The organism is Gulosibacter macacae (assembly GCF_003865375.1).
GTDB classification, from domain to species: domain Bacteria; phylum Actinomycetota; class Actinomycetes; order Actinomycetales; family Microbacteriaceae; genus Gulosibacter; species Gulosibacter macacae.
Map to the genome: position 1 here is coordinate 1 of NZ_RQVS01000005.1, position 25,596 is coordinate 25,596.

The 25,596-nt window shown below is 64.8% G+C and carries 25 protein-coding genes; 8 read left to right on the top strand and 17 right to left on the bottom strand.

The features are described 5' to 3' along the window. Positions 1–281: 281 nt before the first annotated feature. The gene (locus EG850_RS04840; protein WP_124970806.1) at positions 282–1,496 is read right to left on the bottom strand and encodes an alpha-amylase family protein; all 1,215 of its coding nucleotides are present in this window, start codon (positions 1,494–1,496) and stop codon (positions 282–284) included. 92 nt (positions 1,497–1,588) lie between these two features. On the opposite strand from EG850_RS04840, the gene EG850_RS04845 reads away from it, so the two are divergent. After that, complete coding sequence (locus tag EG850_RS04845) at positions 1,589–2,191, top strand: TetR/AcrR family transcriptional regulator (RefSeq protein WP_124970809.1); 603 nt, start codon at positions 1,589–1,591, stop codon at positions 2,189–2,191. A gap of 20 nt (positions 2,192–2,211) precedes the next feature. On the opposite strand, the gene EG850_RS04850 is transcribed toward EG850_RS04845, so the two are convergent. Further along, a complete protein-coding gene (locus EG850_RS04850; protein ID WP_124970812.1) occupies positions 2,212–3,570 on the bottom strand; it encodes a phosphotransferase in 1,359 nt (452 codons plus the stop codon). Further along, positions 3,567–4,844 carry an aspartate aminotransferase family protein gene (locus tag EG850_RS04855; protein WP_185714947.1) on the bottom strand — a complete coding sequence of 426 codons (1,278 nt, stop codon included), beginning with the start codon at positions 4,842–4,844 and terminating at the stop codon, positions 3,567–3,569. The genes EG850_RS04850 and EG850_RS04855 overlap by 4 nt, the downstream gene beginning before the upstream one ends. A 133-nt stretch (positions 4,845–4,977) precedes the next feature. Between EG850_RS04855 and EG850_RS04860 the strand changes: the two genes are divergently transcribed. Further along, positions 4,978–5,958 carry a hypothetical protein gene (locus tag EG850_RS04860; protein WP_124970817.1) on the top strand — a complete coding sequence of 327 codons (981 nt, stop codon included), beginning with the start codon at positions 4,978–4,980 and terminating at the stop codon, positions 5,956–5,958. Further along, on the top strand, positions 5,955–6,359 hold the full coding sequence (locus tag EG850_RS04865; RefSeq protein ID WP_124970820.1) for a GntR family transcriptional regulator: 405 nt from the start codon (positions 5,955–5,957) through the stop codon (positions 6,357–6,359). Before EG850_RS04860 ends, EG850_RS04865 begins: the two co-directional genes overlap by 4 nt. Positions 6,360–6,440: 81 nt before the next feature. Here the strand turns inward: EG850_RS04865 and EG850_RS04870 are convergent, their stop codons facing one another. After that, the gene (locus EG850_RS04870) at positions 6,441–8,402 is read right to left on the bottom strand and encodes an FAD-dependent monooxygenase (RefSeq protein WP_124970823.1); all 1,962 of its coding nucleotides are present in this window, start codon (positions 8,400–8,402) and stop codon (positions 6,441–6,443) included. 310 nt (positions 8,403–8,712) lie between these two features. On the opposite strand from EG850_RS04870, the gene EG850_RS04875 reads away from it, so the two are divergent. Continuing rightward, a complete protein-coding gene (locus EG850_RS04875; protein WP_124970826.1) occupies positions 8,713–8,892 on the top strand; it encodes a hypothetical protein in 180 nt (59 codons plus the stop codon). A gap of 155 nt (positions 8,893–9,047) precedes the next feature. Further along, positions 9,048–9,518 (top strand): SRPBCC family protein, encoded by a 471-nt coding sequence (locus EG850_RS04880; RefSeq protein ID WP_124970829.1) that lies wholly within the window; start codon positions 9,048–9,050, stop codon positions 9,516–9,518. 120 nt (positions 9,519–9,638) lie between these two features. Here the strand turns inward: EG850_RS04880 and EG850_RS04885 are convergent, their stop codons facing one another. Then, the gene (locus tag EG850_RS04885) at positions 9,639–10,415 is read right to left on the bottom strand and encodes an SDR family oxidoreductase (protein WP_124970832.1); all 777 of its coding nucleotides are present in this window, start codon (positions 10,413–10,415) and stop codon (positions 9,639–9,641) included. 47 nt (positions 10,416–10,462) lie between these two features. On the opposite strand from EG850_RS04885, the gene EG850_RS04890 reads away from it, so the two are divergent. Together EG850_RS04890 and EG850_RS04895 are read left to right on the top strand one after the other, a co-directional pair. Then, positions 10,463–11,215 (top strand): glycerophosphodiester phosphodiesterase family protein, encoded by a 753-nt coding sequence (locus tag EG850_RS04890; protein WP_124970834.1) that lies wholly within the window; start codon positions 10,463–10,465, stop codon positions 11,213–11,215. A gap of 122 nt (positions 11,216–11,337) precedes the next feature. Then, positions 11,338–11,853: an RNA polymerase-binding protein RbpA gene (locus EG850_RS04895; protein ID WP_124970837.1), complete on the top strand. Its 516-nt coding sequence runs from the start codon at positions 11,338–11,340 to the stop codon at positions 11,851–11,853. Between the two features lie 56 nt (positions 11,854–11,909). On the opposite strand, the gene lnt is transcribed toward EG850_RS04895, so the two are convergent. From lnt to EG850_RS04950, 11 genes are read right to left on the bottom strand one after another with little or no spacing between them, the layout of a single operon-like run. Then, positions 11,910–13,448 carry an apolipoprotein N-acyltransferase gene (gene lnt / locus EG850_RS04900; RefSeq protein ID WP_124970840.1) on the bottom strand — a complete coding sequence of 513 codons (1,539 nt, stop codon included), beginning with the start codon at positions 13,446–13,448 and terminating at the stop codon, positions 11,910–11,912. Then, a complete protein-coding gene (locus EG850_RS04905) occupies positions 13,445–15,886 on the bottom strand; it encodes a DEAD/DEAH box helicase (protein WP_124970843.1) in 2,442 nt (813 codons plus the stop codon). The genes lnt and EG850_RS04905 overlap by 4 nt, the downstream gene beginning before the upstream one ends. Positions 15,887–15,891: 5 nt before the next feature. Continuing rightward, positions 15,892–16,758, bottom strand: a complete 867-nt coding sequence (gene tatC, locus EG850_RS04910; protein ID WP_235829213.1) for a twin-arginine translocase subunit TatC — start codon at positions 16,756–16,758, stop codon at positions 15,892–15,894. An 8-nt stretch (positions 16,759–16,766) separates the two neighbouring features. Continuing rightward, the gene (locus tag EG850_RS04915) at positions 16,767–17,069 is read right to left on the bottom strand and encodes a twin-arginine translocase TatA/TatE family subunit (RefSeq protein ID WP_124970846.1); all 303 of its coding nucleotides are present in this window, start codon (positions 17,067–17,069) and stop codon (positions 16,767–16,769) included. A 2-nt stretch (positions 17,070–17,071) separates the two neighbouring features. Next, entirely contained in the window at positions 17,072–17,440 is a 369-nt protein-coding gene (locus EG850_RS04920) for a hypothetical protein (RefSeq protein WP_124970849.1), read from the bottom strand. 11 nt (positions 17,441–17,451) lie between these two features. Further along, positions 17,452–18,477, bottom strand: coding sequence for a helix-turn-helix transcriptional regulator (locus EG850_RS04925; protein WP_124970852.1), 1,026 nt, complete (start codon positions 18,475–18,477; stop codon positions 17,452–17,454). Next, positions 18,470–19,531: a helix-turn-helix transcriptional regulator gene (locus EG850_RS04930; RefSeq protein WP_124970855.1), complete on the bottom strand. Its 1,062-nt coding sequence runs from the start codon at positions 19,529–19,531 to the stop codon at positions 18,470–18,472. The genes EG850_RS04925 and EG850_RS04930 overlap by 8 nt, the downstream gene beginning before the upstream one ends. Before the next feature lie 9 nt (positions 19,532–19,540). Next, positions 19,541–20,530 carry an FKBP-type peptidyl-prolyl cis-trans isomerase gene (locus EG850_RS04935; RefSeq protein ID WP_124970858.1) on the bottom strand — a complete coding sequence of 330 codons (990 nt, stop codon included), beginning with the start codon at positions 20,528–20,530 and terminating at the stop codon, positions 19,541–19,543. Between the two features lie 26 nt (positions 20,531–20,556). Then, positions 20,557–21,456: a hypothetical protein gene (locus tag EG850_RS04940; protein ID WP_124970861.1), complete on the bottom strand. Its 900-nt coding sequence runs from the start codon at positions 21,454–21,456 to the stop codon at positions 20,557–20,559. Beyond that, positions 21,453–22,577 (bottom strand): tRNA (adenine-N1)-methyltransferase, encoded by a 1,125-nt coding sequence (locus tag EG850_RS04945; protein ID WP_124970864.1) that lies wholly within the window; start codon positions 22,575–22,577, stop codon positions 21,453–21,455. Before EG850_RS04945 ends, EG850_RS04940 begins: the two co-directional genes overlap by 4 nt. Then, positions 22,574–23,284, bottom strand: a complete 711-nt coding sequence (locus tag EG850_RS04950; RefSeq protein WP_124970867.1) for an HAD family hydrolase — start codon at positions 23,282–23,284, stop codon at positions 22,574–22,576. The genes EG850_RS04945 and EG850_RS04950 overlap by 4 nt, the downstream gene beginning before the upstream one ends. A 98-nt stretch (positions 23,285–23,382) precedes the next feature. Here EG850_RS04950 and EG850_RS04955 point away from each other — a divergent pair, with 98 nt between their 5' ends. After that, positions 23,383–24,276: a proteasome assembly chaperone family protein gene (locus tag EG850_RS04955; RefSeq protein ID WP_124970870.1), complete on the top strand. Its 894-nt coding sequence runs from the start codon at positions 23,383–23,385 to the stop codon at positions 24,274–24,276. Here EG850_RS04955 and mshC read toward each other — a convergent pair whose 3' ends face one another. Continuing rightward, positions 24,277–25,530, bottom strand: coding sequence for a cysteine--1-D-myo-inosityl 2-amino-2-deoxy-alpha-D-glucopyranoside ligase (mshC, locus tag EG850_RS04960; protein WP_124971295.1), 1,254 nt, complete (start codon positions 25,528–25,530; stop codon positions 24,277–24,279). It abuts the gene before it with no gap. Between the last annotated feature and the right edge of the window lie 66 nt (positions 25,531–25,596).

Here is a 25,596-nt window from a genome sequence, read left to right on the forward strand (position 1 = left end):
CAAGCATGCTCAAGCTTCACGATTTTTGCAACAGAGCCTGTCTGCGTAACCGGCTCAAACGCGTCCACGCACAGCCCCGGGCGCCTTACCGCTGCTCGACATCGTGTACGGAGAGGCATCTGCGCAGGTCAGAGCCCTCGCCAGACGTCTCGCAGCACCATGTCGCCCGGGGGACCGTGGTGATTCATCTGATGCAATACGCAGACTAGAGAATGACATAATGTGCATTATCGGATGACGCATCGGGGCGCGGACGTGCGACCTTGCGCTACTGAGATGCGCTACTGAGATGCGCCCCAATTGAACGACTGGCTACCGTCGACGCTCACCACGGCACTGGGTACGTCACCGAGTTCGAGGCGCACGTGCAGCTCGTGCGCCTCGCCGCGCACAACGTACTCGAGCCACTCGTTGTCTTTCGCTAGCACTTCGAGCTTGCCGCGCGCGATCCACGCGTTCCGACGACGCAAACCAATGAGCTGTTGATACAGCCGATACAGCCACCAGCCATCAGCGCCAAGTTCTGCTGGCGAGGCTGGCAACGCTGGCCGCAACGGCGCATCCGCATCGCGCCCATGGCCCTTTTCGCCTTGGAAACCCTGTTCGTCTCCGTAATAGATGCTCGGCATGCCGGGCACCGTGAACAGCACTGCAGCAGCAAGCGCTGCGCCCGCATCACCAACTTCGCTCGCGATGCGCGTCACATCATGGTTGCCGACAAAGGTCTGGGGCACGAACTCTTCACTGAATTCCTGGTGACGCTCGAGCGCCCAGGCAAGCTCCCAGAAGTTCGAGTCGGCAATTGAGCTCCAAATCCCCTTCCAAAGCTCGTATTGCGTGACCGAGTCGAGCGTTCCTTCGTGCACGATGGCTTCGTAGTCACCGTGGATGACCTCGCCCAGAAACAGCGCTTCAGGAAATTCCGCGCGCACGCGACTGAGCACCTCACGCCAAAACTCCGGTGGCACGGCATACGCAACGTCTAGCCGCCAGCCAGCGATACCGCGACGCAACCAATGCAGCATCACTTCCACCACGAGGTCAGCCACTGCTGGGTTTCGGTGATCGAGCAACGCCAAGTCGCCGTGGCCTTCCCAGGGTGCGGGCTGGCCGTCACGAATCTGCACGAGTCCCCCGCCCTGGGCCTGTGATTCAGCAACTAATGGATGCGCACTGCCGACGTGATTGAACACACCGTCGAGCATCACCGACAGCCCTCGCGCACGGCACTGTGACATAAATTCATCGAAATCAGCGTCGTCGCCGAGGCGTGCGTCGATGCGGAAATAGTCAAGCGTGTCGTACCCGTGCGACGACGACGCAAAGATCGGTCCGAGCAGCAACCCTGAGCATCCGAGTTCGATCGCATAGTCGAGCCACGCGTCGAGTCGCCGCAGGCGGTGTCCCGCATCAGCACCATCGCGATCGTGGATGGGTGCACCGCAGGCACCGAGCGGATACACCTGCCACCAGATTGCGTGATCGAGCAGACTCACTCCCGACTCCCCTGTTGATCGAAACTCAATTGCTATTGATTCCAAGTCAACACCACTGTTGACGCAATATCAATAGGGCTACACTGAACGGCATGGATGCACCCCAGGCTCGCGCGCCACGCCAGCGCCTCGATGTCGACCAGCGCCGCGATGAACTCCTCACTGCGGCCGTCGACGTGTTTGCCGGCGCCACCTATTCAGCCGTGACGGTCGCACAGATCGCCGAAGCAGCCGGCGCCTCCCCCGCCCTGGTGTTCCACTATTTTGGCAATAAGGCTGGTATCTACGCGGCGGTGGTCGAACTCGAACTCGAACTCCTCCTGCGTGCCCAACTTGCCGCCGAGCGAGCACTCGACCCGAACTCCGCATCCCGAGATCGCGTGCGCGCGCACCTGCTCGTGCTCCTCGAGCGTGTCGAGGCTCGTCCATCCATGCTCGCTGCCGGTGACGAACCCGCGGCAGCGAATGAAGTACGCGCCAAAGCGCGCGCCCGCACCGCCAACGAGCTTCGACGCATCCTCGGCCCCACCGAAGGCTGGGCCCGGCACGATTACGCGCTGGCCGCCTGGTCAGGGTTCGTCGGCGATGCCTGCCGGCACTGGGCTGAACGCGGTTACCCCGAGTCCGAGCGGTTCCCGCTCATTGACACGGCGCTCGGCGCGCTTGAAGGCGCACTGGGTGACTGGATGCGCTGAGTCGCCGACCATAGACACGTTCAGTCCACGAGTTCGATGAGCAGGCTCGTGCCCTGCCCTTCCTTCGACTCCCAGGTCCACGTCTCGTGCAGGCGGATCCGAACATCAACCTCGAGCGTTGACGTGCAGTGGCCGGTTGACGTGACACCGGCGTTATCGAGGTGCACATAGCGAAAGTCGAGTTCGGCACCATTGCGCGTGCCGATGAGTCGACCGCGGCGAATGGCGCCGCCCGCGTAGTCGGCCCACACCATGTTGTCGGCCTCGTGATAATGAAACACCGTGCCGTCGCCGACTTGGCCGGTCGCCGAGTTTTCGGCGGCGACGAATCTGCGACCCTCAAGCGACACGGCGGCCGGATCGATAGCAGCCTTGATGAGGGTTGCCAGGCGCTCGGATGCGGAGTCGAGCCCCTCGTCGAGCAATCGTTCAAGCGTGGGGCGCGTGAATTTTGAGCGATCCTCGGCATAGGGTTCGCCAGATTCGGCACTGCGCACCGCCCAGGTGGCGGCGTTGATGGCAAGTCGCATCGCTGACATCGGCAACAATGCCGCGAGTTCGTCGGCAGTGAGTGATCGACGTTGCAGATACCCGGTTACAACCTGCGCGAGGGCGGCGACCGGATCATCCTGTCGCAGCATCGCGTAGGCGCCGGCGACCGCGAGGTCGGCCACGCGCACTGTGTTGAAGGAGTCGTTGAAGTCGATGACGCCGACCACTTCTTCGGCAATCGGATCAACGAGCAGGTTCTCATCGTGGAGATCCTGATGCACGACACTCCGCGGCAGCGTCGGAATGATCGGCATAATGGCAGCGAAGGCTGCACGCACGGGCTCGAGCCGCTCGGCGAGCGCTTCCGATTCGAGTTCGGGCACCACCGTGTCGAACGAATTGAGCGAGTCTTCGACGAGCCAGTGGTGCCGCGGCGGTGTCGAGTTCGCCTCGACATCAGCCAAGGCCGAGGTCAGCATCGCCGAGACGCGCCCGATCGAGCGCAGCAGCTGCTCCCCCGGCACCGGCGCATGCCGCATCGGCACACCCTCCACCCAACTCTGCACTCGCAGCAGCCCGCGCTTGCCGTCGTAGCTCACCGCCACGTGACGGGCACCGTCAAGCGCAGGCAGGATGCGCGGCACATCGCAATCGAGCGTCGCGTTTTCGAGATGGTCGAGCAGGAGCGCCTGCCAGCCAACTGCTTTCACCGCCTGGAGTGCGCTGATCTTCGCGACCCAGATGCGCCCCTGATCATCGACAAAGCGCAGATTGCGATCATATTCGCCCGGCAGATTCTGCGGCTCGTTGACCGTGAGTCCGTAGCGCTGCGCAATCGTGCCGCGAAGCACCTCGAGCGGGAAGTCTGGAGCGGGCATCGTGCTCATGCTGCGTCTCCTGCAAGCCGTGGCAGTGCGAGGAGCGCCGCAGCGAATCGACCAATCAGCTCATCAATCTCTGCCTCATCGATCACGAGCGGCGGGCGAATCTTGAGCGCCTCGCCATGCGCGCCTGTGTGACTCACGAGCACCTCACGACGTCGTAGCTCATTGACGAGCTCACGGACGTACTCGGCGGCGCGCGACGGCGACACGCCACCAACCGCGAAATCCACACCGACCATGAGGCCAGCCCCGCGCACCAGCGCACCGACCCCCGCATCCGTGGCCGCCTGCGCGAACCCCGAGCGAAGCCGCTCCCCCAGCGCATTCACGCGAACAGGCGTGTCGTTCGCGCCGAGGCGGTCAAGCACTACCCGAGCGGCGGCGATCGGTGCTGCGGTACCCGCGAAGGTATTGAAGTAGCGATACTCGGCCCCGAATGAGTCGAAGGATGCGGCGGGTCCGACGACTGCGGCAATTGGCAGGCCGTTCCCCATCGGTTTCCCGAGCGTCACAAGGTCGGGCGCGACGTCGAGGTGCTCGAATCCCCACCATTGGCCGGTGCGGCAGAAACCGGCCTGCACTTCATCGGCAATGAACAGGGCACCGCTGGCTTGGGCCCGTCGAATGCCCTCGCTGACGAACGCGGCCGGTGCAAAGATGCCATCACTCGTGAGGGCGGTATCAACAAGGATGGCCGCTGGCTCGAGCCCGCGGCGGCAGAGTTCCGCGACGGCTCGGTCGACCGCGGCGGCAAATTCCTGAGCACGCTCCGCATCCGAGCCATCGCGCGGAATCGGCACCGTCACCACATAATCGGCAACGCCGGCCAGCGTCACGAGACTCGGCGAGACCGCGCGCACCGCGGCCGTTGTGCCGTGATACGCGTGCTCGGTGACGATGATGCCGCGGCGGCCGGTGAGGTGTGTGGCGAGTTGCAAGGCCAGATCGTTTGCCTCGCTCCCCGAGCAGGTGAAGGCAACCCGATCAAGATGCGCGGGAAAGCGCGCAAGGAGGCGTTCGGCATAGTCGACGACCTCGCGATCGAGGTAGCGGGTGTGGGAGTTCGCCCGAAGCAACTCGGCCTGCACCGCGGCCGCGACCTCGGGGTCGGAGTGCCCGATCACTGGCACATTGTTGTAGGCATCGAGGAGTCGAGTGCCCGCAACATCTGTGACCCAGACCCCCGATGCGCTCGCGACCTCAACGGGTTCGTCGTAGAACAGGCGGTAGGTGCCGCCGAGTACCTGCTGTCGTCGCTGAGCCAAGGATGCAGTCACTGCGCTAGTCAACCACGTGTCGCGGTAATCTCCCAGATTCTTGTTCTTGTGCAATGTAACAAGATGTTGCATTCTGATGACACAAGTAGCCGTGCTTAGGGTCGCGGCACACCACTATGACTCGAGGGATCGAATGCTGCCCACGCCACCACTCGCCATCGCCGCCCCAAGCCCAGTGGTCGAGCTACTCGGCATCACGGCCGAGCCCGCCGTCGCTGCCGTGCTCGCCGCGCTCGTGATCATCGGCGTGCTCATCGCCACCCGGCCCCTTCCCACGCGCGGTCGAGCCGATCTCAGCATCCTGCGTATCGGTGCGCTCGCCGTGTTCATTGCGATCACCCTCGAAGCCGGCGTCGCGCATCTCGTAGTCGACCTCGCGACCATGATTGAATGGTGGCAGTACGCGCTACCGCTCATGGGGGCCGCCTTGGTCGTTGCCGCACTGCTCGTCTTCGTGCGGAGCCTTCCTGCGACACCGGAGGTGCCAACGGCGCCGACCGCCAGGCGAGATTTCGCGACGTTTGCCACCGCACCGAACACCTGGCTCCCGGTGCTCGCCGGGGCCGTGCTGCTCATCACCATCGTCGTTGCCGGGTTGGCGTCAAGTGCGAACGAACAGGGACAGTTCGTCCACTTGGATGTGCCGGTGCCGAATACCGACGTTGATCCGATGCGACCGACCTTCTTTGGTTGGGCCTATGGCTTGCCTGTCCTTGCCAGTCTCGTCATCCTCGCGGTAGTCGTCGTCTGGATGCTGCAGCTCGATGCGGCGCGGCCGTTTCGGAAACCCGAAACTGCCGAGGTTGAACGAAACGAGCGCACTCAGCGGGCTCGCGGCGTGCTGCTGCTCGCTTCGGGAGCGGCGCTGCTCGCACTGGGCGAGGCCTGGCGGCTCATTGGTCATACGGCGGCCATGGCGAATCCCACCATTGGCGATGTGCCGGTGAGCACCGGTTGGGGTGCACCCGAAATCGCGGGCATGATTGGCAGCCTGGCGGGCATCCCGACGATTGCGGGATGCGTCTTGCTTGGCCTGCTCGTACTCGCACCTGCCGGAGTCATTCGGCGACGAGCAGTGCTCGCACCGGCGGCCGCAGCGGTGACCGAGGCATGACCGCACCAGGCCGGGACTCCCCCACGCCCGCCACCGATCTCAGCAACGAGGTTGGGCCCGCGTCGGCGATTTATCGCCATTACCGCAGCCTCATCGCCACCGGTCGCCTTGGTGCCGGAGAACGACTGCCAACCGTGCGGCAGACGGCCCGCGATCTCAATGTTGCGCACGGTACGGCGGCCAAGGCGATCCGCATGCTCGAGCAGGATGGGCTCGTGGTGACCGGCCGCGGAGCAGGCACCCGAGTCGCCGCGGACGCCACCCGAATCAGCGCCGCAACTGCCCGCCAGGTTTCCGAGCTTGTTCGGGATGCACGACGGCGGGCGCTCGAACTCGATGATGTGCTCGACGCTGTTCGCGCCGCCTGGAGTGACGAGGCTGCGCTCAACACGACCACCTAGCACGGCCGCGACAACAGGAAGGTGGGCCGATGCGAATTTCGCACCGGCCCACCTTCCTGCGGCTATCGCTGCATCAGCGAACTACTCGCCCGAAACCTTCGAGCGCTCGACCGTGAGGTCGACCGGGCCAGCGGTCTCGAGCTCGCCAGCCTCGCCACGACGGTCATTGAGGAAGCCTGCGAAGAACTCCGCGAGCTCATCCTTGGCCGTGAGCGGCAGCACGTTCGCGACGTAGTGGTCGGGACGCACGACAACCACGACGCCGGTGTCGGCAATGCCGCGCTCCGCGTAGAAGTCGGCCTCGTGGCGCCATGAGGTGCCCTTGCCGAAGATGTTGTTGAGGTCGGTGAGCTGGAACGGCCCCACCTTCGGGCGGAAGGCCTCGGGAACTTCCATCGGGTTGATGCCCGAGTAGTCGTCGTCGTAGACCACCTTGACGTCGAAGAACGCGGCCTCGTCATCGGTTGGGGCGTTGTGCACGTTGAGCGGCGAGTTCTCGCCCTCGCTCCACCACTTCGCCCAGTCCTGGAACTCGGCGTCAGCCTTGCCCGGGAAGACATAGACGCTCCAGCGGCCGTCAGCCTTACGCAGGTGACCGAGGTGCTGCGGGGTGCCATCGCAGACGCGAATCACCTCGGCTGAGCGGAAACGCTTGCCGACGGTGTAGCCAGTGGCGAGATCCTGGTACTTGGCCTCGGCGGTGATCATCGAGGGCTCGTACTGGGTCATGAACCCAGCCGGGAACTCGAAGGTCGACTGGTAGAAGTCTTCGAGCTCGGTGGGGCTCGCGAACTCTTCGGGTTTCTTCGCCATCATCGCCGACCATTCGAGGTCGAAGTCGATGAGGTTCTGGGCGATGACCTGGCGCTCACCGTTGTAGGTGCGCAGCAGCGACTCGGGGCTGCGGCCCTCTAGCACGTGGGCGATCTTCCAACCGAGGTTGAAGCCATCCTGCATCGACACGTTCATGCCCTGACCGGCCTTGGCCGAGTGGGTGTGGCAGGCGTCGCCAGCAATGAACACGTGCGGCTCGAGGTGCGTGCGCTCTTCCGAGATGTCGTCGAAGCGGTCGGTCACGCGGTGACCAACCTCGTAGATGCTCCACCAGCCGACGTCCTTGACGTCGATCGAATAGGGGTTGAGGATCGCGTTCGCCTGGGCGATGACCGACTCAAGCGGCGTTGAGCGAACGGCGTGGTTGTCGTCTTCCGCGAGTTCGCCGAGGTCGACGTACATGCGGAACAGGTGCCCACCTTCGCGAGGGATGAGCAGGATGCTGCCGCCATCGTGCGAGGCGATCGCGCACTTGCGGCGGATGTCGGGGAAATCGGTCGTGGCGAGCACGTCGATGACACCCCAGGCGTGGAACGAGATCTTGCCCTGGCGCTTCGCGCCAATCGCTTCGCGCACCGGCGAGTGGGCGCCGTCAGCGCCGAGCACGTACTTGGCGCGCACCGTGCGGGTCTCACCCTTACGGGGGCCGGCGGTGTACTCGATGTCAACGACGGCCGGGTACTCGGAGCCATCGTCCATGGTGAGACCGAGGAACTTCACGCCATAGTCGGGCTCAACGCGGCCCGGCTGACGCTTCGAGAAGTCGGCGTAGTAGTCGAGCACGCGCGCCTGGTTGACGATGAGGTGCGGGAATTCGCTCACGTTCGCCGGGTCATCGGGCGAAAGCGCGGTGCGGATGATGTGGGTCGGGTTCTCGGGGTCCGGCTTCCAGAAGGCCATCTCGGCGAGGTGGTAGGCCTCGTTGATGATCTCCTGGGCGAAACCAAAGGCTTGGAAGGTCTCAACTGAACGCGCCTGGATGCCATCGGCCTGGCCGATCTCGAGGCGCTGTTCGCGACGCTCGATCACGCGGGTGTTGATGTTCGGGAAGACCGAAAGCTGAGCCATTGCGAGCATGCCGGCGGGGCCGGTGCCAACAATGAGCACGTCCATTTCGTCGGGCAGATCGGTGGCGCGGTCGACGCCGTATCCGGCAGCAGGCTTGATTCGCGGGTCAGTGGACACATAACCGTGTTCGTGGAACAGCACGGATGCCTCTCCTCTTCGTTGTGGACGGCAAGTCGATTGGATGCTTCGCCACACATCTCTGTGTGTCGGGCGGAATCGGGATGGTGCGATACAAGTCAATCCTTGCAAGCACTCGCCGTGATTCCACTTAGACCACATCGTATATGGATCTGCGTGCAAATGGAACTAATGTTTTTGGTTCTGGGCGCAAAGAAATACGGTCTTGACACGCAAGTCGGCTCTGGCGCATCCGGCTGTGAAAATCGCGTAGGATGCTGAACAGTGCTGTGACAGCACGAAGTTCTGCACCTGTCTAGTTGGGAGAAACCCTGTGAGCGTGCTCATCGCCATCGGCTGCCTGATCGTCTTCGCGGCCGGCATCGCCTGCTACCCGCTTGCCTTCCACATGGACTCCGACATGATGAGCCTCCTCGTGTTCTGCGCCGGTGTGCTCCTCAACTGCCTTGCATTCTTCATCCCGTGGCAGCTCACGGGACACAGCCGCAAGTAACGGCTCCCCGGCCGGCGCCTCGCGTCGACGCACTTCGCGCCCCCGGAAGGTTTCTCCGGGGGCGTTTGTGTACCCATCCCCATGCGTTCTCACATTGATTGATCTGTTGCCCGCGAGCTCCGTGGCGGGCGGCCCGGCCGCTCCACCCCCGATAGATGCCCTATACCCCCTCGCTCGACATATCGGTGCGATTCACTGCGCGCGCTGATGTGGTCTGGGCGGCGCTCACCAAACACCGCTATGTCAGCGAATGGTGGCCCTCACTTGAGTTCATTTCGCGGGTGGATGCGCGTTACTGCGTGCAGACGCCGCGACCGCACAAGAAGCGGCCTCGCATCGCGGTCGGGCGCGTCACGCGCCTCGAACCCGGCCAAGAAGTGGTGCTACGCATCCACTCAGAGCCGCGCGGATTTGATTCTTCGGTGACGATCATTGTCAGCCAGCTCAAGCACAAATCCCGCGTGCGCATCGTTGAAGAGGGCCTGCCTGACGGTAAGTACGCTGAACTCATTGCGGCGGAGTGTCGTGACGGTTGGCGCTACTTGCTCGCAGCGCTCGACGACTATCTCAGTGATCAGCGCACAATCGACCGCATCGCACGCCAGCTCCACGACGCTGAAAAATAGTCGGCACCCCTTCGTGCGCTGAGCGCTACCCTTCGCGCGCTGAGCGCTTCCCTTCGCGCGCTGAGGCCCTCGAAGCGCCGGATCAACCGGGCTTCGAGGGCCTCTCAGCACTCGAGTGGGCTAGTTCGCCGTGAAACTCGACACATCCCCCACGAGGCGAGTGTTGTCGGCAGGGACCGGGTCAACGGCGGCCTGCGCCACCTCGGCGGCGAACTCGGCGACGTTGTAGAGCTTGCCGGCCTGTTCGCGGCGGTCCTCGATGGCGCCAGGGTTGAGGCGCTCGAGCAGCGTCGCGGTAATCGTGCCTTCGATCATGTCGCCCGAAACCACCACGAACTCAATGCCATCGGCCTCGAGGCTCGGGATGAGTTCGCGCAGGGCATCTTCACCAGCGCGCTTCGAAAGCGCGACCGGCTCGTACGCATCCATGGTCGGGGTTTCGCGGATGAAGTGGGCCTGGTGGCTCGTGACGAACACGATGCGCGAACCCGGCTCCATGATCTCGCGCGCGGCCATGAGCATGCCGACCTGTGCATCCCGATTGAGTCGCAGCGCGTAGTCCTCGCCCATCTTCGACTCCATACCGCCCGAGGCATTGAGCACGAGGATGTCGAGCCCGCCGTATTCGGCCTTGATCGCGGCGATCATCGCCTCGACCGAGTCATTGTCGGTGAGGTCGGCTCCGATGGCGATTGCCTGGCCGCCGGCCTCGGTGATCTCATCAACGAGCTTCACCGCACGGGCTTCCTTGTTGCGGAAGTTGACGACGACCTTGGCGCCAGCATCGGCGAAGTAGCGGACAGTGTCGGCGCCGACGCCGCGAGATGAGCCGGTGACGAGTGCGCGCTTGCCGTCGAGTGAGCCGGGGGCGAGCGGGTTAGGAGTAGCAGTTGCCATAGCGCGAGTCTAGCGACACGGCGGGGAATTCACGGCAGACTGGAGTCGTGAGCTATTTCGATCCCGCTCCCCCGCGCGTGCTTGCGCACCGCGGTGATGCTCGCGATGCGCCGGAGAACACGATCGCGGCGTTTGATGCGGCGGTTTCGCTCGGGGTCACCCATATCGAGACGGATGCACATGTCACCCGGGACGGCGTCGCGGTGCTCTGGCATGACCCGGGTTTGGAACGCTGGGATGGTTCGCGCACGCGGATTGACTCGCTCTCGCTCGCGCAATTGCAGGATCGAACTCGCGATGGCCACACGATTGCGACAGTGGCTGAGGCGCTCTGGGAAGTGCCGAACGCGGCATTCAACATCGATGTCAAGGATGATCGGGCGGTGGCCGCGGTCGCCGATGCCCTCGAATGGGTGAACGCCTGTGAGCGGGTGCTCGTCACCGCATTTCAAGACCACACGGTTGCGGCGTTGCGCAAACGCCTGCCGAATGCGCATCACGGCACCTCGTCGCGCCAGGTGCTGCGAGCAATCTGGGCCGACAAACGCAAGAACGAGCGAGCCTTGGCGAAGGCGCTCGAGGGGTGCGACGCCGTGCAGATTCCGCCGAAATTCGGCCGCATCAACCTCGTCACCGAGCGGCGGATCGCCGCATTCAAACGCCACGTGCGCGAGGTGCACGTGTGGACAATTAACGATCCGGCCGAGATGCGGGCCCTGCTCGATCTCGGTGTTGACGGCATCGTGACCGACCGAGTTGACCGGGCCATGGCAATTACTCAGGCGGATCGCCCGGAATAGGACGGGATTCCCAAGCGTTGACCGGTAGACAAGAACTGTGACTTCGCAGCCCGCGAAGATTAAGTGAGCTGATCGCCGGACGTGTGCCACTGCATCCCGGCCGATCGAAGGGAGCCCGAGCGATGGCAGATCGTAGCCTTCGCGGCATGCGCCTTGGGGCGCAGAGCCTGCAGAGTGACGAGGGCGTAGTGCTCGTCGACCACCAGTACCGCACCTACCAGACCGAGGCGGGTGAGCGATTCGTCGTTACCTTTGCCGCCGATGCTGAAGCGCCGGAGGTGTGGGACTCGCCCAAGACCGGCGACGAAGGCCGTCTGCTTGACGACGAAGGCGACCTCGTCCCTTACGAGGCACCCGAGCAGAAGCCGCAGCGTACGCACTGGGACATGCTGCTCGAGCGTCGCACCCGCGAAGAACTCGAAGAGGTGCTGCAGATTCGTCTCGACTACCTGCGCGAGCGTCGCGGCACCGCTGAGCGTCGCGAGCCGACTGCGGGTAAGCCGCAGACCACCGGCCGCGCCGACGAAGCACCGATCGTGCACGACATCGCTGGCCGTCCCCGCGCGCAGACCGCTGCTGAGAAGGCGGCTGCCGCGAAGGCGGCGAAGGCTGCGAAGTCGACAGCGGCGAAGAAGTAGCGTCGGTCGTACGACACTTCGAGGGCCTCAGTGCGCAGTCGTGCGCGCTGAGGCTCCTACTGCGCGCGCACTGAGGCTCTCGAAGTGCGTCCCCGCCCAGCAAGCAAGATCGCTAGTCCAAGCCCCGCCAGCACCCGCTCGATGACCTCCCCGAATGCCGCGGCTGGCGTCGTGCCGCTTGCGAGCGGCACCTCGACGACAAACGCTCCCGGCTCATACCACTCGAGCGCGGCAAGCTCAGCACCATCCGGCCCATAGGCGGCTGACCAGCCCACAGTCGAGGCCTGTACCAGCGCCCGCCCCGTCTCCACCGCGCGCAATCGCGCCGTCGCGAGCTGCTGCGCCGATTCATCCGTGCGCGCAAAGTCAGCATTGTTCGTCGGCGCAAGCAAGACCTGAGCGCCACCCGCAACGGCCTCACGCACGAGCCGGTCATCGACGATGTCGTAACAAATGAACACCCCGTAGCGCACACCGTCGATCTCGAGCACATTCGGTCGGGCGCCGGGCGTGTACTCGCGGCCGATCATGCCGACGAGATCTGGTGCCAGCGACATGAAGAAGTCACGATCGGGCACGTACTCACCAAAGGGCACCGGATGCGCCTTGTCGTATTGCTCGCCGAACCCACCCTCAGTGGTCCACACGAACTGGCTATTGAAATACTCCGTTCCAGGCTCGCCCCATTCCCCGATCACGGTGACGGTGTTCGCCAGGAGCGGCGCCTGGTAGTCACGCGTGAGGGCAGTGAAGAGGTCGGCGACCACCGGCGAATACACGGGGCTGACATCGACCGAACCTTCCGGCCAGAGGATGAGGTCAAGCTGCTCCCCCGCATCCACCGTTCGCGTCACCGCTTCGTGAGCGAGCACGATTTCGCCGGGCTCAGAAGGAATGAAATAGCTCGCTCCCGGGGTATCACCCTGCACGGCGAGGATGCGGACGGTGCCCGTTGACTGCGTGGGCCACAGCGGCCAGGCAATGAGTGCGGTAATCGTGAGGCCGAGTGCGGTGGCGCGCGGCAGCCAGGCCGCCCGGAGCCCCGGCCGCAACACCAGCTCAAGGGCGAAGGCAGCGAGCCAGACGAGCGCGAAGCTCAGTCCCGACAACCCCACCCACGACACCAGATCGACCCAGGGCGCGGCCGATTGTGATTGGGCTACGCGCCCCCAGGCGAAACCGCCATAGGGCACGGTCGACGAGAGAAGCTCGCGGAGCGACCAGACGCTGGCGACCGCGACGGGTAACCAGCCAAGGCCGGTCGTCACCCGGCGATAGCAGGCGGCAATGAGGGCGTGCCCGGCCGCCCACCACAGCGCCATCAGAGTCGAGAGCGCGAGCCACGGCACTGCGCCGAGAAACTCGGAGGTCCACTGCACATGCCCGAGATAGAACGCGAGCCCGCCAATGAACCCGAGACCCGCCGCGCCTGTGGGACGACGACCGCGCATCCCGAGGAGGATGAACGCCACACCGACGGGCGCGAGCGGCCAGAGCCCGAGGCCCGGAAACGCGGCCGCGAGCAAGAGCGCGCCAGCAAGCGTTGCCGCCATGGCGGCTGGCCAGTCGAGTGCGCGCGGAGGCGCTTCGGTCACGTGAGCGCTCCGTTGATGCCCTCAACACCGGAGTAGGCGACGATGCCGCGACGTACGAGATCACCGGCGTCACGAGCAGTGCGCGCGAGGCGACCATCGGCCACGGTCGAAATCTGGTCGAGGAGGTCGAGCGTCTGCTTTGACCAGCGCACGAAGTCACCCGCGGCAAGCTCAGCATCTTCGAGCACGCGATCAAGCGGTGCGCCGCTCGCCCACTTGAACATTGCCGGGGCAAGCGAGGTGGCAATCGGGCTCGTGCGCGGCACCTGATACTGGTCTTCGAGCTCGTCAAGCTCGCCCCAGAGTTCTTCCACCCGTGCGAGCGCCGTGCGGAAGGTACCCTTCGGCAGGTGTCCCTGCGGCGGGTTTTCCTCACCGCGACGCGACTCAAAGGTGAGCGCACAGGCCATGGCGGCGAGCTGCGGAGCATCCAAGTCGATCCACACGCGGCGACGCAAGCACTCGGCGACAAGCAGGTCGCGCTCGCCGAAAATGCGCTTGAGCAACTGACCGTGCACCGTCACCACAAGCTCATCGCCGGTGCGCTCCGCGGTGCCGTCAGCATCCGGTTTCGGCTCGGCAAGATACCCGCGGCCGAGCAAGAGTTCCGTGAGCCGATCGAACACTCTGGCAACCGCACCCGTGCGGCGCGAGATCTCATCGGTGAGTCGATCGGTGTCGCGCTTGAGTCGCCAATAGCGCTCGGCCCAGCGCGCGTGATCCTCGCGCTCGGGGCAATCGTGACAGGGATGCGCCTTCATCTCGGCGCGCAGCTCGGCAAGCTCCTTGCTGCGGCGCTCGCGGGCGGTGTGCGAGCCGTGCTCTTCACCGCCGATGCGCTGCTTCTCCACCTCGCTGAGGCGACGACGAATGCCCGAATATTCGAGGAAGTCGCCGCGATCGCACGACATTGGCTCGGCGTAGCCCTCGAGCGCTTCGCGCTGCTGGCGCACTTTGCGAGCAAGATCAACGACGGCGCGATCAGCCTGGAACTGGGCAAACGATGACTCAAGCACCACGCGCGTGCGTTCCCGACCGAACGAGTCAATGAGGTTCACCGTCATGTTGTAGGTGGGTCGGAACGACGAGTTGAGGGGGTAGGAACGGCGCGAGGCGAGGTTCGCGATGGCCTCGGGTTGCACGCCCTCGCGCCACTGCACGATGGCGTGACCCTCAACGTCGATGCCGCGACGTCCCGCGCGGCCGGTGAGTTGCGTGTACTCCCCCGGCGTGATTGGCACCCGTGACTCACCGTTGAACTTGTCAAGCTTTTCGAGCACGACCGCACGCGCCGGCATATTGATCCCGAGCGCCAGCGTCTCGGTGGCGAACACCACCTTGACGAGCTTGCGCTGGAAGAGTTCTTCCACGACTTCTTTGAACACCGGCAACAATCCCGCGTGATGTGAGGCGATGCCGCGCTCCAGCGCATCCCGCCACTGCCAATAGCCGAGCACCCCGAGATCTTCATCGAGCAGGGTGCGGCAACGCTCATCGACGATCCAGCGAATCTCGTCGCGTTCGGCCTTCGAGGTGAGTTGCACACCCCAGCGGGCGACCTGGCGAACGGCGTCATCGCATCCGGCTCGCGAAAAAATGAAGAAGATTGCGGGTAGCAGGTCGGCATCGTCGAGCATCTCGACAAACGGTCCGCGATCGAGGCGGTTACCCGGATGCTGCGAGCGTCCACGCGAGCGCCGACCACCCTGCGCTCCCTGCACGGCGCGCACGAGTTCGGGATTCACCTGGCGCTTTTCACCCTTGCCTGCGAAGAGGTCGTAGAGGTGCGAGCCGACGAGTACGTGCTGGTAGAGCGGGGTCGGTCGGTGTTCCGAGACGATGACATCGGTTTCGCCACGAACCGATTGCAGCCAATCGCCGAACTCTTCGGCATTTGAGACCGTGGCCGAGAGTGAAATGAGTCGCACTTCGCTCGGCAGATGAATAATTACTTCTTCCCAGACCGCACCACGGAAACGGTCGGCAAGGTAGTGCACCTCATCCATGACCACATAGGCGAGATCTGAGAGCAGATCGCTGCCGACGTAGAGCATATTGCGCAGCACTTCGGTGGTCATTACAACCGCGCGCGCGGTGGGGTTGATGTTTGTGTCGCCGGTGAGGAGGCCCACTTCGCTCGCCCCGTATTCGGCGACGAGCTCGTTGTACTTCTGGTTCGACAGGGCCTTGATGGGCGTCGTGTAGAAGATCTTTGCGTGCGGCTCGCGCATCGCGAGAAACACCGCAAACTCGGCCACGATCGTCTTGCCGGCACCCGTGGGTGCGGCAACGAGCACCGAGCGACCCGCCTCGAGCGACTCGCACGACGCCTCTTGGAAGGGGTCGAGATCGAAGCGCTGGCCCGCGCGAAACAGGTCAAGCTGTGGATGCTGTGCTCGTCGAGCCGCCTGGGCATAGCGTTCGGACGGACTCGGCATGCGGATCACTCCCCTGCGATCGGTGTGGCGGTGCCGCTACTGAGTTCGGCTTCGAGTTCGGCATCCTGCTTGGCGATGCGCTTTTCGCGGCGTCGGTCGTTGAGGCGGGCAATTCCGCCCGCGATGAAGTAGAGCGCGACCATCGGCAGCATGAGCAAGAACATGCTCAGCACATCGGCCGCGGGCGTTGCGAGTGCGGCGAAGAAGGCGGAGGCCACGACGGCAACGCGCCAGCCGCGCAAGATCGTGCGGCCGGCGAGTACGCCCGCGAAGTTGAGCATCACCAGGATGACCGGCACCACGAAGGCGACACCCACGGCGATGCAGAGCGTGAGTACGAATGAGTAATAGGTCTTGGCGTCGTAGAAGACGGTGTCTTCGACCGGCGCGAAGCCGGTCATGACCTCGACGATGCGGGGCATCACCCAGAAGCCCACGACCACGCCACCGAGGAAGAGCGGGATCGCGGCACCGAGAAACCCGAGCGCATAGCGACGCTCATTCTTCTTGAGCCCCGGCATGAGGAACATCCACAGCTGGTAAAGCCAGACCGGCGACGCGATCACGATGCCGAGGGTGAGCGCCATCTGCATGCGCAGGTCGAATGCCGTGGTGACGTTCGAGAAGTTGATCGACACCTTCGAGCCGCGGGCTTGTTGAAGGGTCTCAATGGGTTGACGGATGATGTCGAGCGCGGGACCCGTGAGGAAGAACCCGGCGACCATCGCGAGCACCACGGCGACCAAACAAATGATGAAGCGATCCCGAAACTCGATGGCATGCTCGACGAGGCCCATCCGGCCTTCGGGATTTTCGCGCCGCGAATACTTGCGACGTTTCTTGCGCGGCTGCTTGCGCGGCGTATCCGCCACGTTGCCGCCTAGTTCTTAGGCGCGGTGCCGGCGTCGGGCTCGTCGCTACGCACCTGCTCTGCCGACGGAGTTGCCGGGGCGGTGGGTGCCGCGGGGGCCGAGTGGTCAGCGGCAGGAGCTGCGGCGGGCGGTGCGACCTGCGGGGTCGTCGACGCGTCATCGGTCTTCATCGACTTCATCTCCTGCTTGAAGATGCGCATCGACTGGCCGAGGTTCTTCGCGAGCGAAGGCAACTTCGGCGCTGCAAACAGGAGCAGCACAATGACGATGAGGATGAGTCCGGTCCATCCACCGAGGTTTCCGAATGGCATGGTTATCCCTTCTTGGGGTGCAGCTCCGCGACGAACGCGTACTGATGGGGGTCGGCGTGCGTCAGCGCATGCGCGCGCGCAAGTTTAGCTTCACGGCGGAGTTCGCGGCGTTCATCACGCCGTTCCGCACGCGCATCGCGTTCGCGTTGCACGTCGTCGAGGTCACGTAGCAGTGCGATCTTGCGTGGCTGATACGGCGTGACGCGTTGCTCCGCGAGGCTTGCGAACTCGGCCTGCACCTGTTCAAGTCGGTCGAACTCGGCGCTGGCGGCCATGGCCTTGCGGTAGAGCCAGATCGCTCCGAGCACGAGCACGGCAAGGAGCAGGACGACAAGTCCTGTCCAAATGAGTACCCACGACCACCACGGCATAGTGGCCAAGTCTACGCGCTCGGGTTTGGCGCCGGCTCGGCACTCGCGGAGCCCGCTGCCTCCGGGTCGCCCGCCGGATCGTCAAGGGCGGCGAGTGCGGCCTCGGCCCACTTCGCCACCTCGTTGCGCACCTCGGCCGGGCCCTCGACAATGATGGCTCCTGCCTGTTCGGCCGCAAGGCGCACGGCAACGCCGGTGGCGCGCAATTTCACGCGGATGCGCACCATCCCGTCAGCGTCGGGTTCGGGCACTGGCTTACCGGCAAGGTACGGGCGAATGAGTGCGATGGCACTCGGCGCGACCGCGAGATCGACTTCGGGGCCGGAGGCCTTGCGCACTTCGAGTGGGCGCGCGCGCTCCGACTCGGTGTGCGTGCCGGCTGGCAACTCGGTGCGTTCCAGGTCGCGGATGCGATCGGTGCGGAACCAGCGCGGCTCACGCGCCTCGTGACACCAGGCGTTGAGATAGGTGCTCGCGCCGCGCACCTCGAGTCGCAGCGGGTCGACCTGCCGCCAACGGCCGGCATCGGCGAACTCACCGCGGTAATGGATGCGCAATTGCTCGCCGCGCTCGAGGGCGGTGCGGATGGGTTCGAGCCAGCGGTCAACACTGCGACCGGCGCCAGGCGCGGACTCATGCGTCTCGCTTGTGACGCCAGTGAGTTTGGCCGCGAGAGCATCGATGCGCGCGGCTTCTTCGGCGTTGGCGCTCGCCCGCAAGACCGAGAGCCCCGTGAGCACCGCGGCGTGCTCGGCCGAGGTAAACCGCGTCGGCGCAGTGCGCACCGGATCGTGGGTGAGACGCACCCAATCGTCGTCGAGGGCCTCCGCGTCGAAGTCGAACATCGAACTTGGGTCATCGAAACCCTGCTCATCGCGCACGCCAACGGTCCAGAGAAACTCAATGACCGAACGCATCCGCGCCGTACTCATACCGAAGCGCTCGGCGAGTGAGGCGAGGTCGTGGCCGTGCGGGTGGCCGCGCAACACATCGAGCACTGAGGCGAGCAGCAGCGCATCAATCTTTGGCTCAGCCATGTGCCGTCTCCTCACGCCCCGGTTGCGCCTGCTCCGGCTGCTCGCGGTGGGCGTGCAGCATCCGCTCAAGTCGCCGGCGAACGGCGGCCGCGAGCGAGTCTGGCGCGAGCACGCGCACCTGCGTGCTCAGCGCGGCCAGGTCGTCGGCAAGTAATTCGTGATCCCACGAGGGCACCTCGAGCTCGAGCCACTCGCCGCTTGACTCGGAAGCTACCGGGTCGACCAATATCGAACTGGCGCGCTGGCGCAATCGCGTCTCAGCGTCAGTTCCGATGCGCACCGCAAGTCGGGCAGGCTGGGATGCGGCAAGCTCCGCAAGCACGCGCGGCAGATCAGTGCGCGCCACAAGTGAGTCGGTACGCTCCCCCGCGTCGGCCACCTCGCCAACGATGCGGCTCACGAGGTAATTGCGCTCCGCATCCCGCTTAAGGTCGTGCGCATTGCAGAGCCAGCGGCCGTCGACGACGACGAGGCGCAGCGGCACAACGTGGCGGCGTAGTGCTGACTCGGCACCGGCGTTGACGTAGTCGAACTCGACCTGGCGACGGTTTGCAATTGCCTCGTGCAGGGCCGTAAATGCCGGATCGGTGGAAATCGCGGTGCTCGGCATCGACCGCGCCGCACTCACCCCCGAATCGCCCGTGGCGAGCAACTTGAGATAGGCACGGCGCGCGAGCCCCGCCACATCGCTCGCTGCCCAAATACTCGTTGCCTGGTCGACGAGCAGAGTCTCCTCGGCAGTGAGTTCGATAGTGCGCGCTGCCGACTCATCGCGACTCAGCGCGAATCGCCAGCGGGCGCGGTCATCAGGCGCAATCGGATCGGGCACCGAATCGACGATGATGCCGAACTCAGCCAGTGACTTTCGGTCGCGCTCAAAACGCTTTTCGAGCGTGGAACGGGTCGGCGCATCTTCGCCGCGCTCAGCACGATAGCCCTCGACGGTCGCGAAGATCTCGTCGCTCGTGAGCGGTCGGGATGCATCGAGCAAGCGCATGAGGAGGTGCATGTGCCGCTCGTCGCTCGCAGCGACCGGTCGATTGGAGGTGGCCATGGCCGCTCGCTACATCGTGTCGATGATGTCGACGACAAACACGAGCGTCGAGCCCGCAGGAATCGAGCCCGTGCCGCTCTCGCCGTAGCCGAGGTCGGGGCCGAACACCGTGACGACGCGCGAACCTACTTGCTGGCCAACGAGTGCGTTCGCGAAGCCGGGCACGACACCCGTCGTCGGGAACGAGGAAGGCATACCGCCGCGGCTCCAGCTCGAGTCGAATTCGGTGCCGTCGCTGAGGAGGAGTCCGGTGTACTGGACTGTGACGAGGTCACCTTCCTTTACCGTCGCGCCGTTACCCTGCAACACCACGTCGATGACCTGCTCCGCTGGCGCGTCGGGCGAAGTGTTCACCGTGATTTCTGGCTGCTTACCCGGCGTCTGCGATACGACCACGAGGTCTTGCGTCGGGTCCATCGGGGTGCCAGTGGCAGCAGCTGCCGGCGCGATGGACTGCACGTCAATGACGAAGAGCGACGCCGGTACTTCGGTTTGAGTGGTGGCGCTACCGAGGAGCACCTCGCCGGGAACAATCGCGGCGATGCGAGAGCCCGAGGTCGCGCCGTTCACCATGGCGGCTACATAACCGGGCAATTGCGGATCGTTGAGGCCGACGTTCGCACCAAGATAGCCGTACGGCTGAGCCGATTGACCGGTGCCGAGGTCGACCACGAGCAACTTCATGACCACGGTCGAGTCGGCGTTAATCTGCTCGCCGGCGCCCTCGACGATGGTGCGGCGCTCGATCTTGTCGCCCACGAGTGCGGCGTCCGGCAGAGTGACTTCCGGCTCAGCGCCGAAGTTGTCTGACACCGAGGTCGCGGTGATCGCGGCGCCATCGTAGACCACCTCAAGTGAGGGCGAGGTTGCCCCCGCAGTCGTTCCCGCCGTCGGCCCGGGCGCACCCGCGGCACAGCCGGAAATCGCGAGTACGATCGCGGCGGCCGCAGCAACTGCGTTGAGCGCACGGCGGGTACCAGTTCGGTCAAACTTCTTCACGTCAAATCTCCTGAACTACCGCGCGATTAGAGCGTGCCGAGCACGTCAAAGACAAACACCACTGCGTCGCCATTGCCGAACATGGGGCCGAACGGGCCCGGTTGCTGCTGAATCTGGGCGGCCGGTACGACGACGACCACCTGCGAACCGATCGGCACGCCAACGAGTTGCGCGGCAGCTCCGTAGAAATTGTCGAGCGCGGTTGCCGCGACGTAGGGCACGGCGCCCGGTTCATCCCAGCTCGAATAATGCGCCGTGCCATCCGACCACGTGAAGGTGCTGAGGTGCGTCACTACGAGGTCACCATCGGCAATTGGAGCACCGAAGCCCTCAATGGTGAGTGCCTTGCGAAGTTCGGTCGGTGCGGCTTCCTTCGGCATGGTCACACCGACACCGCCACCGGGCGCATTCACGACCGCCGGAATGCCGCTGAGCTGCGGGGCAATTCGGCCGGAGGCTGCCGAGTGGTAGACCTTGTTCACGGTCACGGTGAGGTGCTGCTGGTCGTCGGCGGGAAGACCCGTCTGCGCGACATACTCTTCACCGAAGAGTTGCGTGTTCGTCACCGCGGCACTCACCGTCTCGCCGGTGGTTGCGCAGCGCGTGAGGTCGATGATGCCGGGCTGCAATGCCGCAACCCGAATGGGCGACGGCTTGCCGTCTTGGCCGGGGCTTACGGGCTCGTTTTCGACGATGACTTCGCCCGCCGCATCCACGAGGGTGACCGTGAGCACGGCCACGCCATCATCGGTCACCATAGGGCCGCTCCCGCCGCCACTGCGCTCGACGGCGAAGGCAGTCGTCGGTTCGCAGGCGGTCGTGTTGTCGCTCGAGGGAATCTGCGAGCATCCCGCCAGCGCCAGTGCAGCGACGGCCGTGGCGGCGGCGACGCGAGCGAGTCGGATGGAACGGTTGGCGCGGATCACTCGTTGCTCTCGGCTTCCTGTTTGGCGGTGCCCTGAATGAATTCGGCTTCGTCGACCCGTGGGTCGGCATCGCTCATTGTGTCAGTTGCCGGTGCCGACTCGACGTTGGACGACGGTACTCCTTGGGACTCGGCGTGTTCGGCGGCACGCTGGGCCTGACGGCTGCGCTTGCGGAGCACCTTGTCACTCACCTGCTTCGCGCCGACGGCATCCTCGCTCCAGCGGTCATCATCGCTCGGAGTCCAGGCCTCAACATCGTCGATAGTGCCCGGGTTTTTCGAGCCGCGCTGCTGCTTCGCTGGCAGCGTCGTGCCGGGTGCGAGCAGGCGTGCGGTGAGGAGGAACCCGGTGTGCGCGACCATGCGGTGGTCGGGGCGCACTGCGAGCCCTTCGACGTGCCAGCCACGCACCATGGTCTCGTCGGCCTGCGGATCGGTGAAGCGGCCGGTCGCACGAATTGCTTCGGCCACGCGCGAGAGCTGGGTGACGGTAGCGACATAGCAGCAGAGGACGCCGCCTGGCACAAGTGCCGCCGAGACGGCATCGAGGCATTCCCACGGCGCGAGCATGTCGAGCACGACCCGATCGACCGTGCCATCCGGGCACTCACGCGGGAGCGCCTCGGCGAGATCGCCGATGGCCACCTGCCAGTTCTCGGGCTCGCCGCCGAACACGCTCGCAACATTCCCGCGAGCCACCTCGGCGAATTCTTCGCGACGCTCGAAGCTCGTGAGTGAGCCCGTGCCGCCGAGCATCCGCAGAATCCAGAGCGAAAGCGCACCCGACCCAACGCCGGCTTCAACGACGCGCGCCCCGGGACGGATATCAGCCTTCGCGAGAATCTGCGCCGCATCCTTCGGATAAATAATCGCGGCACCGCGCGGCATCGACAGGATGATGTCTTCGAGCAGTGGCCGCAGCGCCAAGAACTCGTACCCCGTTGTGGAGACCGCGACCGAGCCGTCGGGTGCGCCGATGAGCGCATCGTGCGCGATCGAACCGTGGGTTGAGTGGAAGTGTTCGCCCGGGGTGAGCCAGACGGTGTTCATTCGGCCCTTGGGGCCGGTGAGCTGCACCCGATCGCCGGCGCGAAATGGTCCAGAGGGTGGGGCGGGAATCATGCACTCGGCTTTCGGTCAGCGCCTTCGAGGGGAAATCTGCGGTCAAGGTGATCGGCGAACAGCTGCGAGAGTTCGGCCCAGCCGACTCCCTGCAGGGTCGGATGCACGATCAAATCGTGTCGCGGTGCAATTGCGACCGCATGTGGCACGGCGAGAACAACGCAGTTCGCGGCCACGGCGCTACCGAGGCCGTTAATCGAGTCCTCGATGGCCACGGTGTCGCGGGTGTCGACGCCGAGCTGCTTCGCTGCCGTCAAGAACGGTTCGGGATGCGGTTTGCCATGCTCGACGTCGTCGGCCGAGACGATCACATCGAACGTGTGATCGTCGAGAATCTCGAGGACCGCCTGCACAATGCCGAGGCCGGAGTTCGTCACCAGCGCCGTCGGAACTCGATTGGCCGAGAGATCGCGGAGGAGCTCGCGAGCCCCGGGACGCCACTCGACTCCTTCGCGGATGCGGTCGGCTACTTCGAACTGAATCGAATCGATGATCTCGCGCTTACTCATGGGCACGCCGAGCGAAATAAACAGATCAGCCGACATCTCCATCGATGCCCCAACGAGCAATTCGTCGTGTTCGGGGGTGAGTGGCGGCAGGTCGTGGCGCTGCATGAGTCCCTGCTGAGCCGCGAGCCAGATGGGCTCGGTGTCGACGATGGTGCCGTCCATATCCCACAGAACGGCACCCGGGGTACGGGTGCTCATAGGGCATCAGTCTACGTGTCGCGGACGCGTAGGCTGGATCAACCCGTCCGTTCTACTCGGTTCGGCTTTGTCCTTCGTCGACTCAAGGAGATTCCCCGGTGACCACCCAGCGCCGACCACTGTTCGCCTCAGGCCGCACGCTCGTGATCGGGCTACGCGGATGGAGCGACGCGGGCGGTGCCGCCAGCGGGGCGATCAGTCAGGTTGTCGAGACTGCTGAACTTGAGCGCCTTGTGGTGCGGCTCGACGACGAAATCTACTTCGACTATGCGGCCACCCGGCCGCAGGTCACGACGAATGAGCATGGCGAACGCGTCATCGAGTTTCCGCAGGCGCTCATCGTCGGACCGACCCCGGGGTCGTCGTCACAGGTGTACGCAATGGCGGGACAAGAGCCCTCGCTGCGTTGGCGCACCTTCGTGTCCGAGGTGATCAACGTGTGCCGTCTCGAGCAGATCGAAAACATCGTGCTCGTCGGGGCACTGCTCGCCGATGCCCCGCACACGCGCGAGATTCGCGTTGGCCGCACGAGCGAAGACCCGGAGGTGCAGCACGAGTTTGGGCTCGAGGCGCCGAGCTATGAGGGGCCGACCGGCGTCATGTCGGTGATTGCGCAGGAAGCGCGAGCGGTGGGCATCCGAGTGATGTCGCTCTGGGCCTCGGTGCCGCATTATTCAACGTCGATTGAGTCGCCCTCCCCCAAGGCCGAGTTGGCGCTCGTGGATGCGCTCGCGGAACTCCTCATGCTCGCGATCGATCGCAAGCAGCTCGTGCGCGAGGCGGAAGAATGGCAGGTGCGCATCAGCGGGCTCATTGAGCAGGATGACGAGCTTTCCGACTACGTGCGCTACCTCGAAGAGACTCGGGATGTGGTCGATTCAGAGGCAGCGACCGGTGACGCGATTGCCGCGGAGTTCGAACAGTTTCTCGCGGTCTCGGGCGAATCAACGTCGAACGACGAGGATGAGGACGGCGAGGAACCGACGCGCTAGCTAGAGCTCGACACCGAGCAGTGCATCCACTGCAGCAATGACCTCAGCGCTCGGCTCGGCCTGCTCCGACCACTCGTCGACGATCGAGATCGCGGCCGGGGTGTCGAGGTCGTTGGCAATGGCTTCGCGCATCTGAGTGACGAGGCCTGCCCCATCAGCCGCCTGCTCGAGATCACGCGCCCGCATCGCGGTCGCACGCCAACGGCTGAGTCGATTCTCGGCGAGTGTGAGGTCGGCGTCGTGCCACTCCCAATCCTCGCGATAGTGATGCGCGAGCACGGCGAGGCGCACGGCTGCCGGGTCGTGGCCAGCTGCGGTGAGCTTCGAGACGAGCACGAGGTTGCCGAGCGACTTCGACATCTTTGTGCCGTCATAGGCGACGAGGCCCGCATGGGCGTAGCGATCAGCAAACCGCTCGCCGGTCATGGCGGTGGCGTGCGCGGCGGTCATCTCGTGGTGTGGAAAGCGCAGATCGCGACCGCCACCCTGCAGTGTGACGCTCTTACCGAGCGCACCCGTGGCGATCACGGCGCACTCGACGTGCCAGCCGGGACGACCCTCGCCAACCGGTGACGGCCAGCGGGGCTCCCCCTCGCGAGCCGCGCGCCAGAGGAGCGGGTCAAGCGGATTGCGCTTACCGGGACGATCGGGGTCGCCGCCAAATTCGACAAAGGCGGCAGCGAGCTGTTCGGGCGAGAAGTGACTCATCGAGCCGAGTTCGAAGCCACCTGCCTGTTGCGCGGCTGCGACATCGAAGTACACATCAAGTCCATCGCCCTCGGCGTCGTCGGTCGGCACGGTATAGCCAACGCCCGCCTCGACGAGCGCCCCAACGGCGGCGGCGATCTCTTCGGTGACGTCTTGCACACGCACATAGTCGCGCGGCGGCACAACCCGCAGCGCGGTCATACCGGAGCGGAAAAGGTTGGTCTGCTCAATGGCGATCTCATCCCACGGACGCCCCACCTTGGCGGCGCGTTCGAAGAGCGGGTCATCGACGTCGGTGACGTTCTGCGCATACTCGACGTTCGCATCCGCCTGCAACAAGGCCCGCACGAGCGTGTCAAATGCGAGATAGGTGGCGGCGTGCCCGAGGTGGGTGGCGTCGTAGGGCGTGATGCCGCAGACGTAAAGCCGGGCAGTGTTCCCGTCAAGTTCCAGCGGTGCCACGACGCCGAGCGCCGTGTCGTAAAGCGAGACCGGTACGGGCGAGCCAGCGAGGTGCGGAACCTCGGGGGCCGGCCAGGATGGGATGGACTGCACGCTGTCAGTGTAGTCGGCTGGTAACGCCCAGGTGCCCCGCTGGTGAATTCCGCAAAT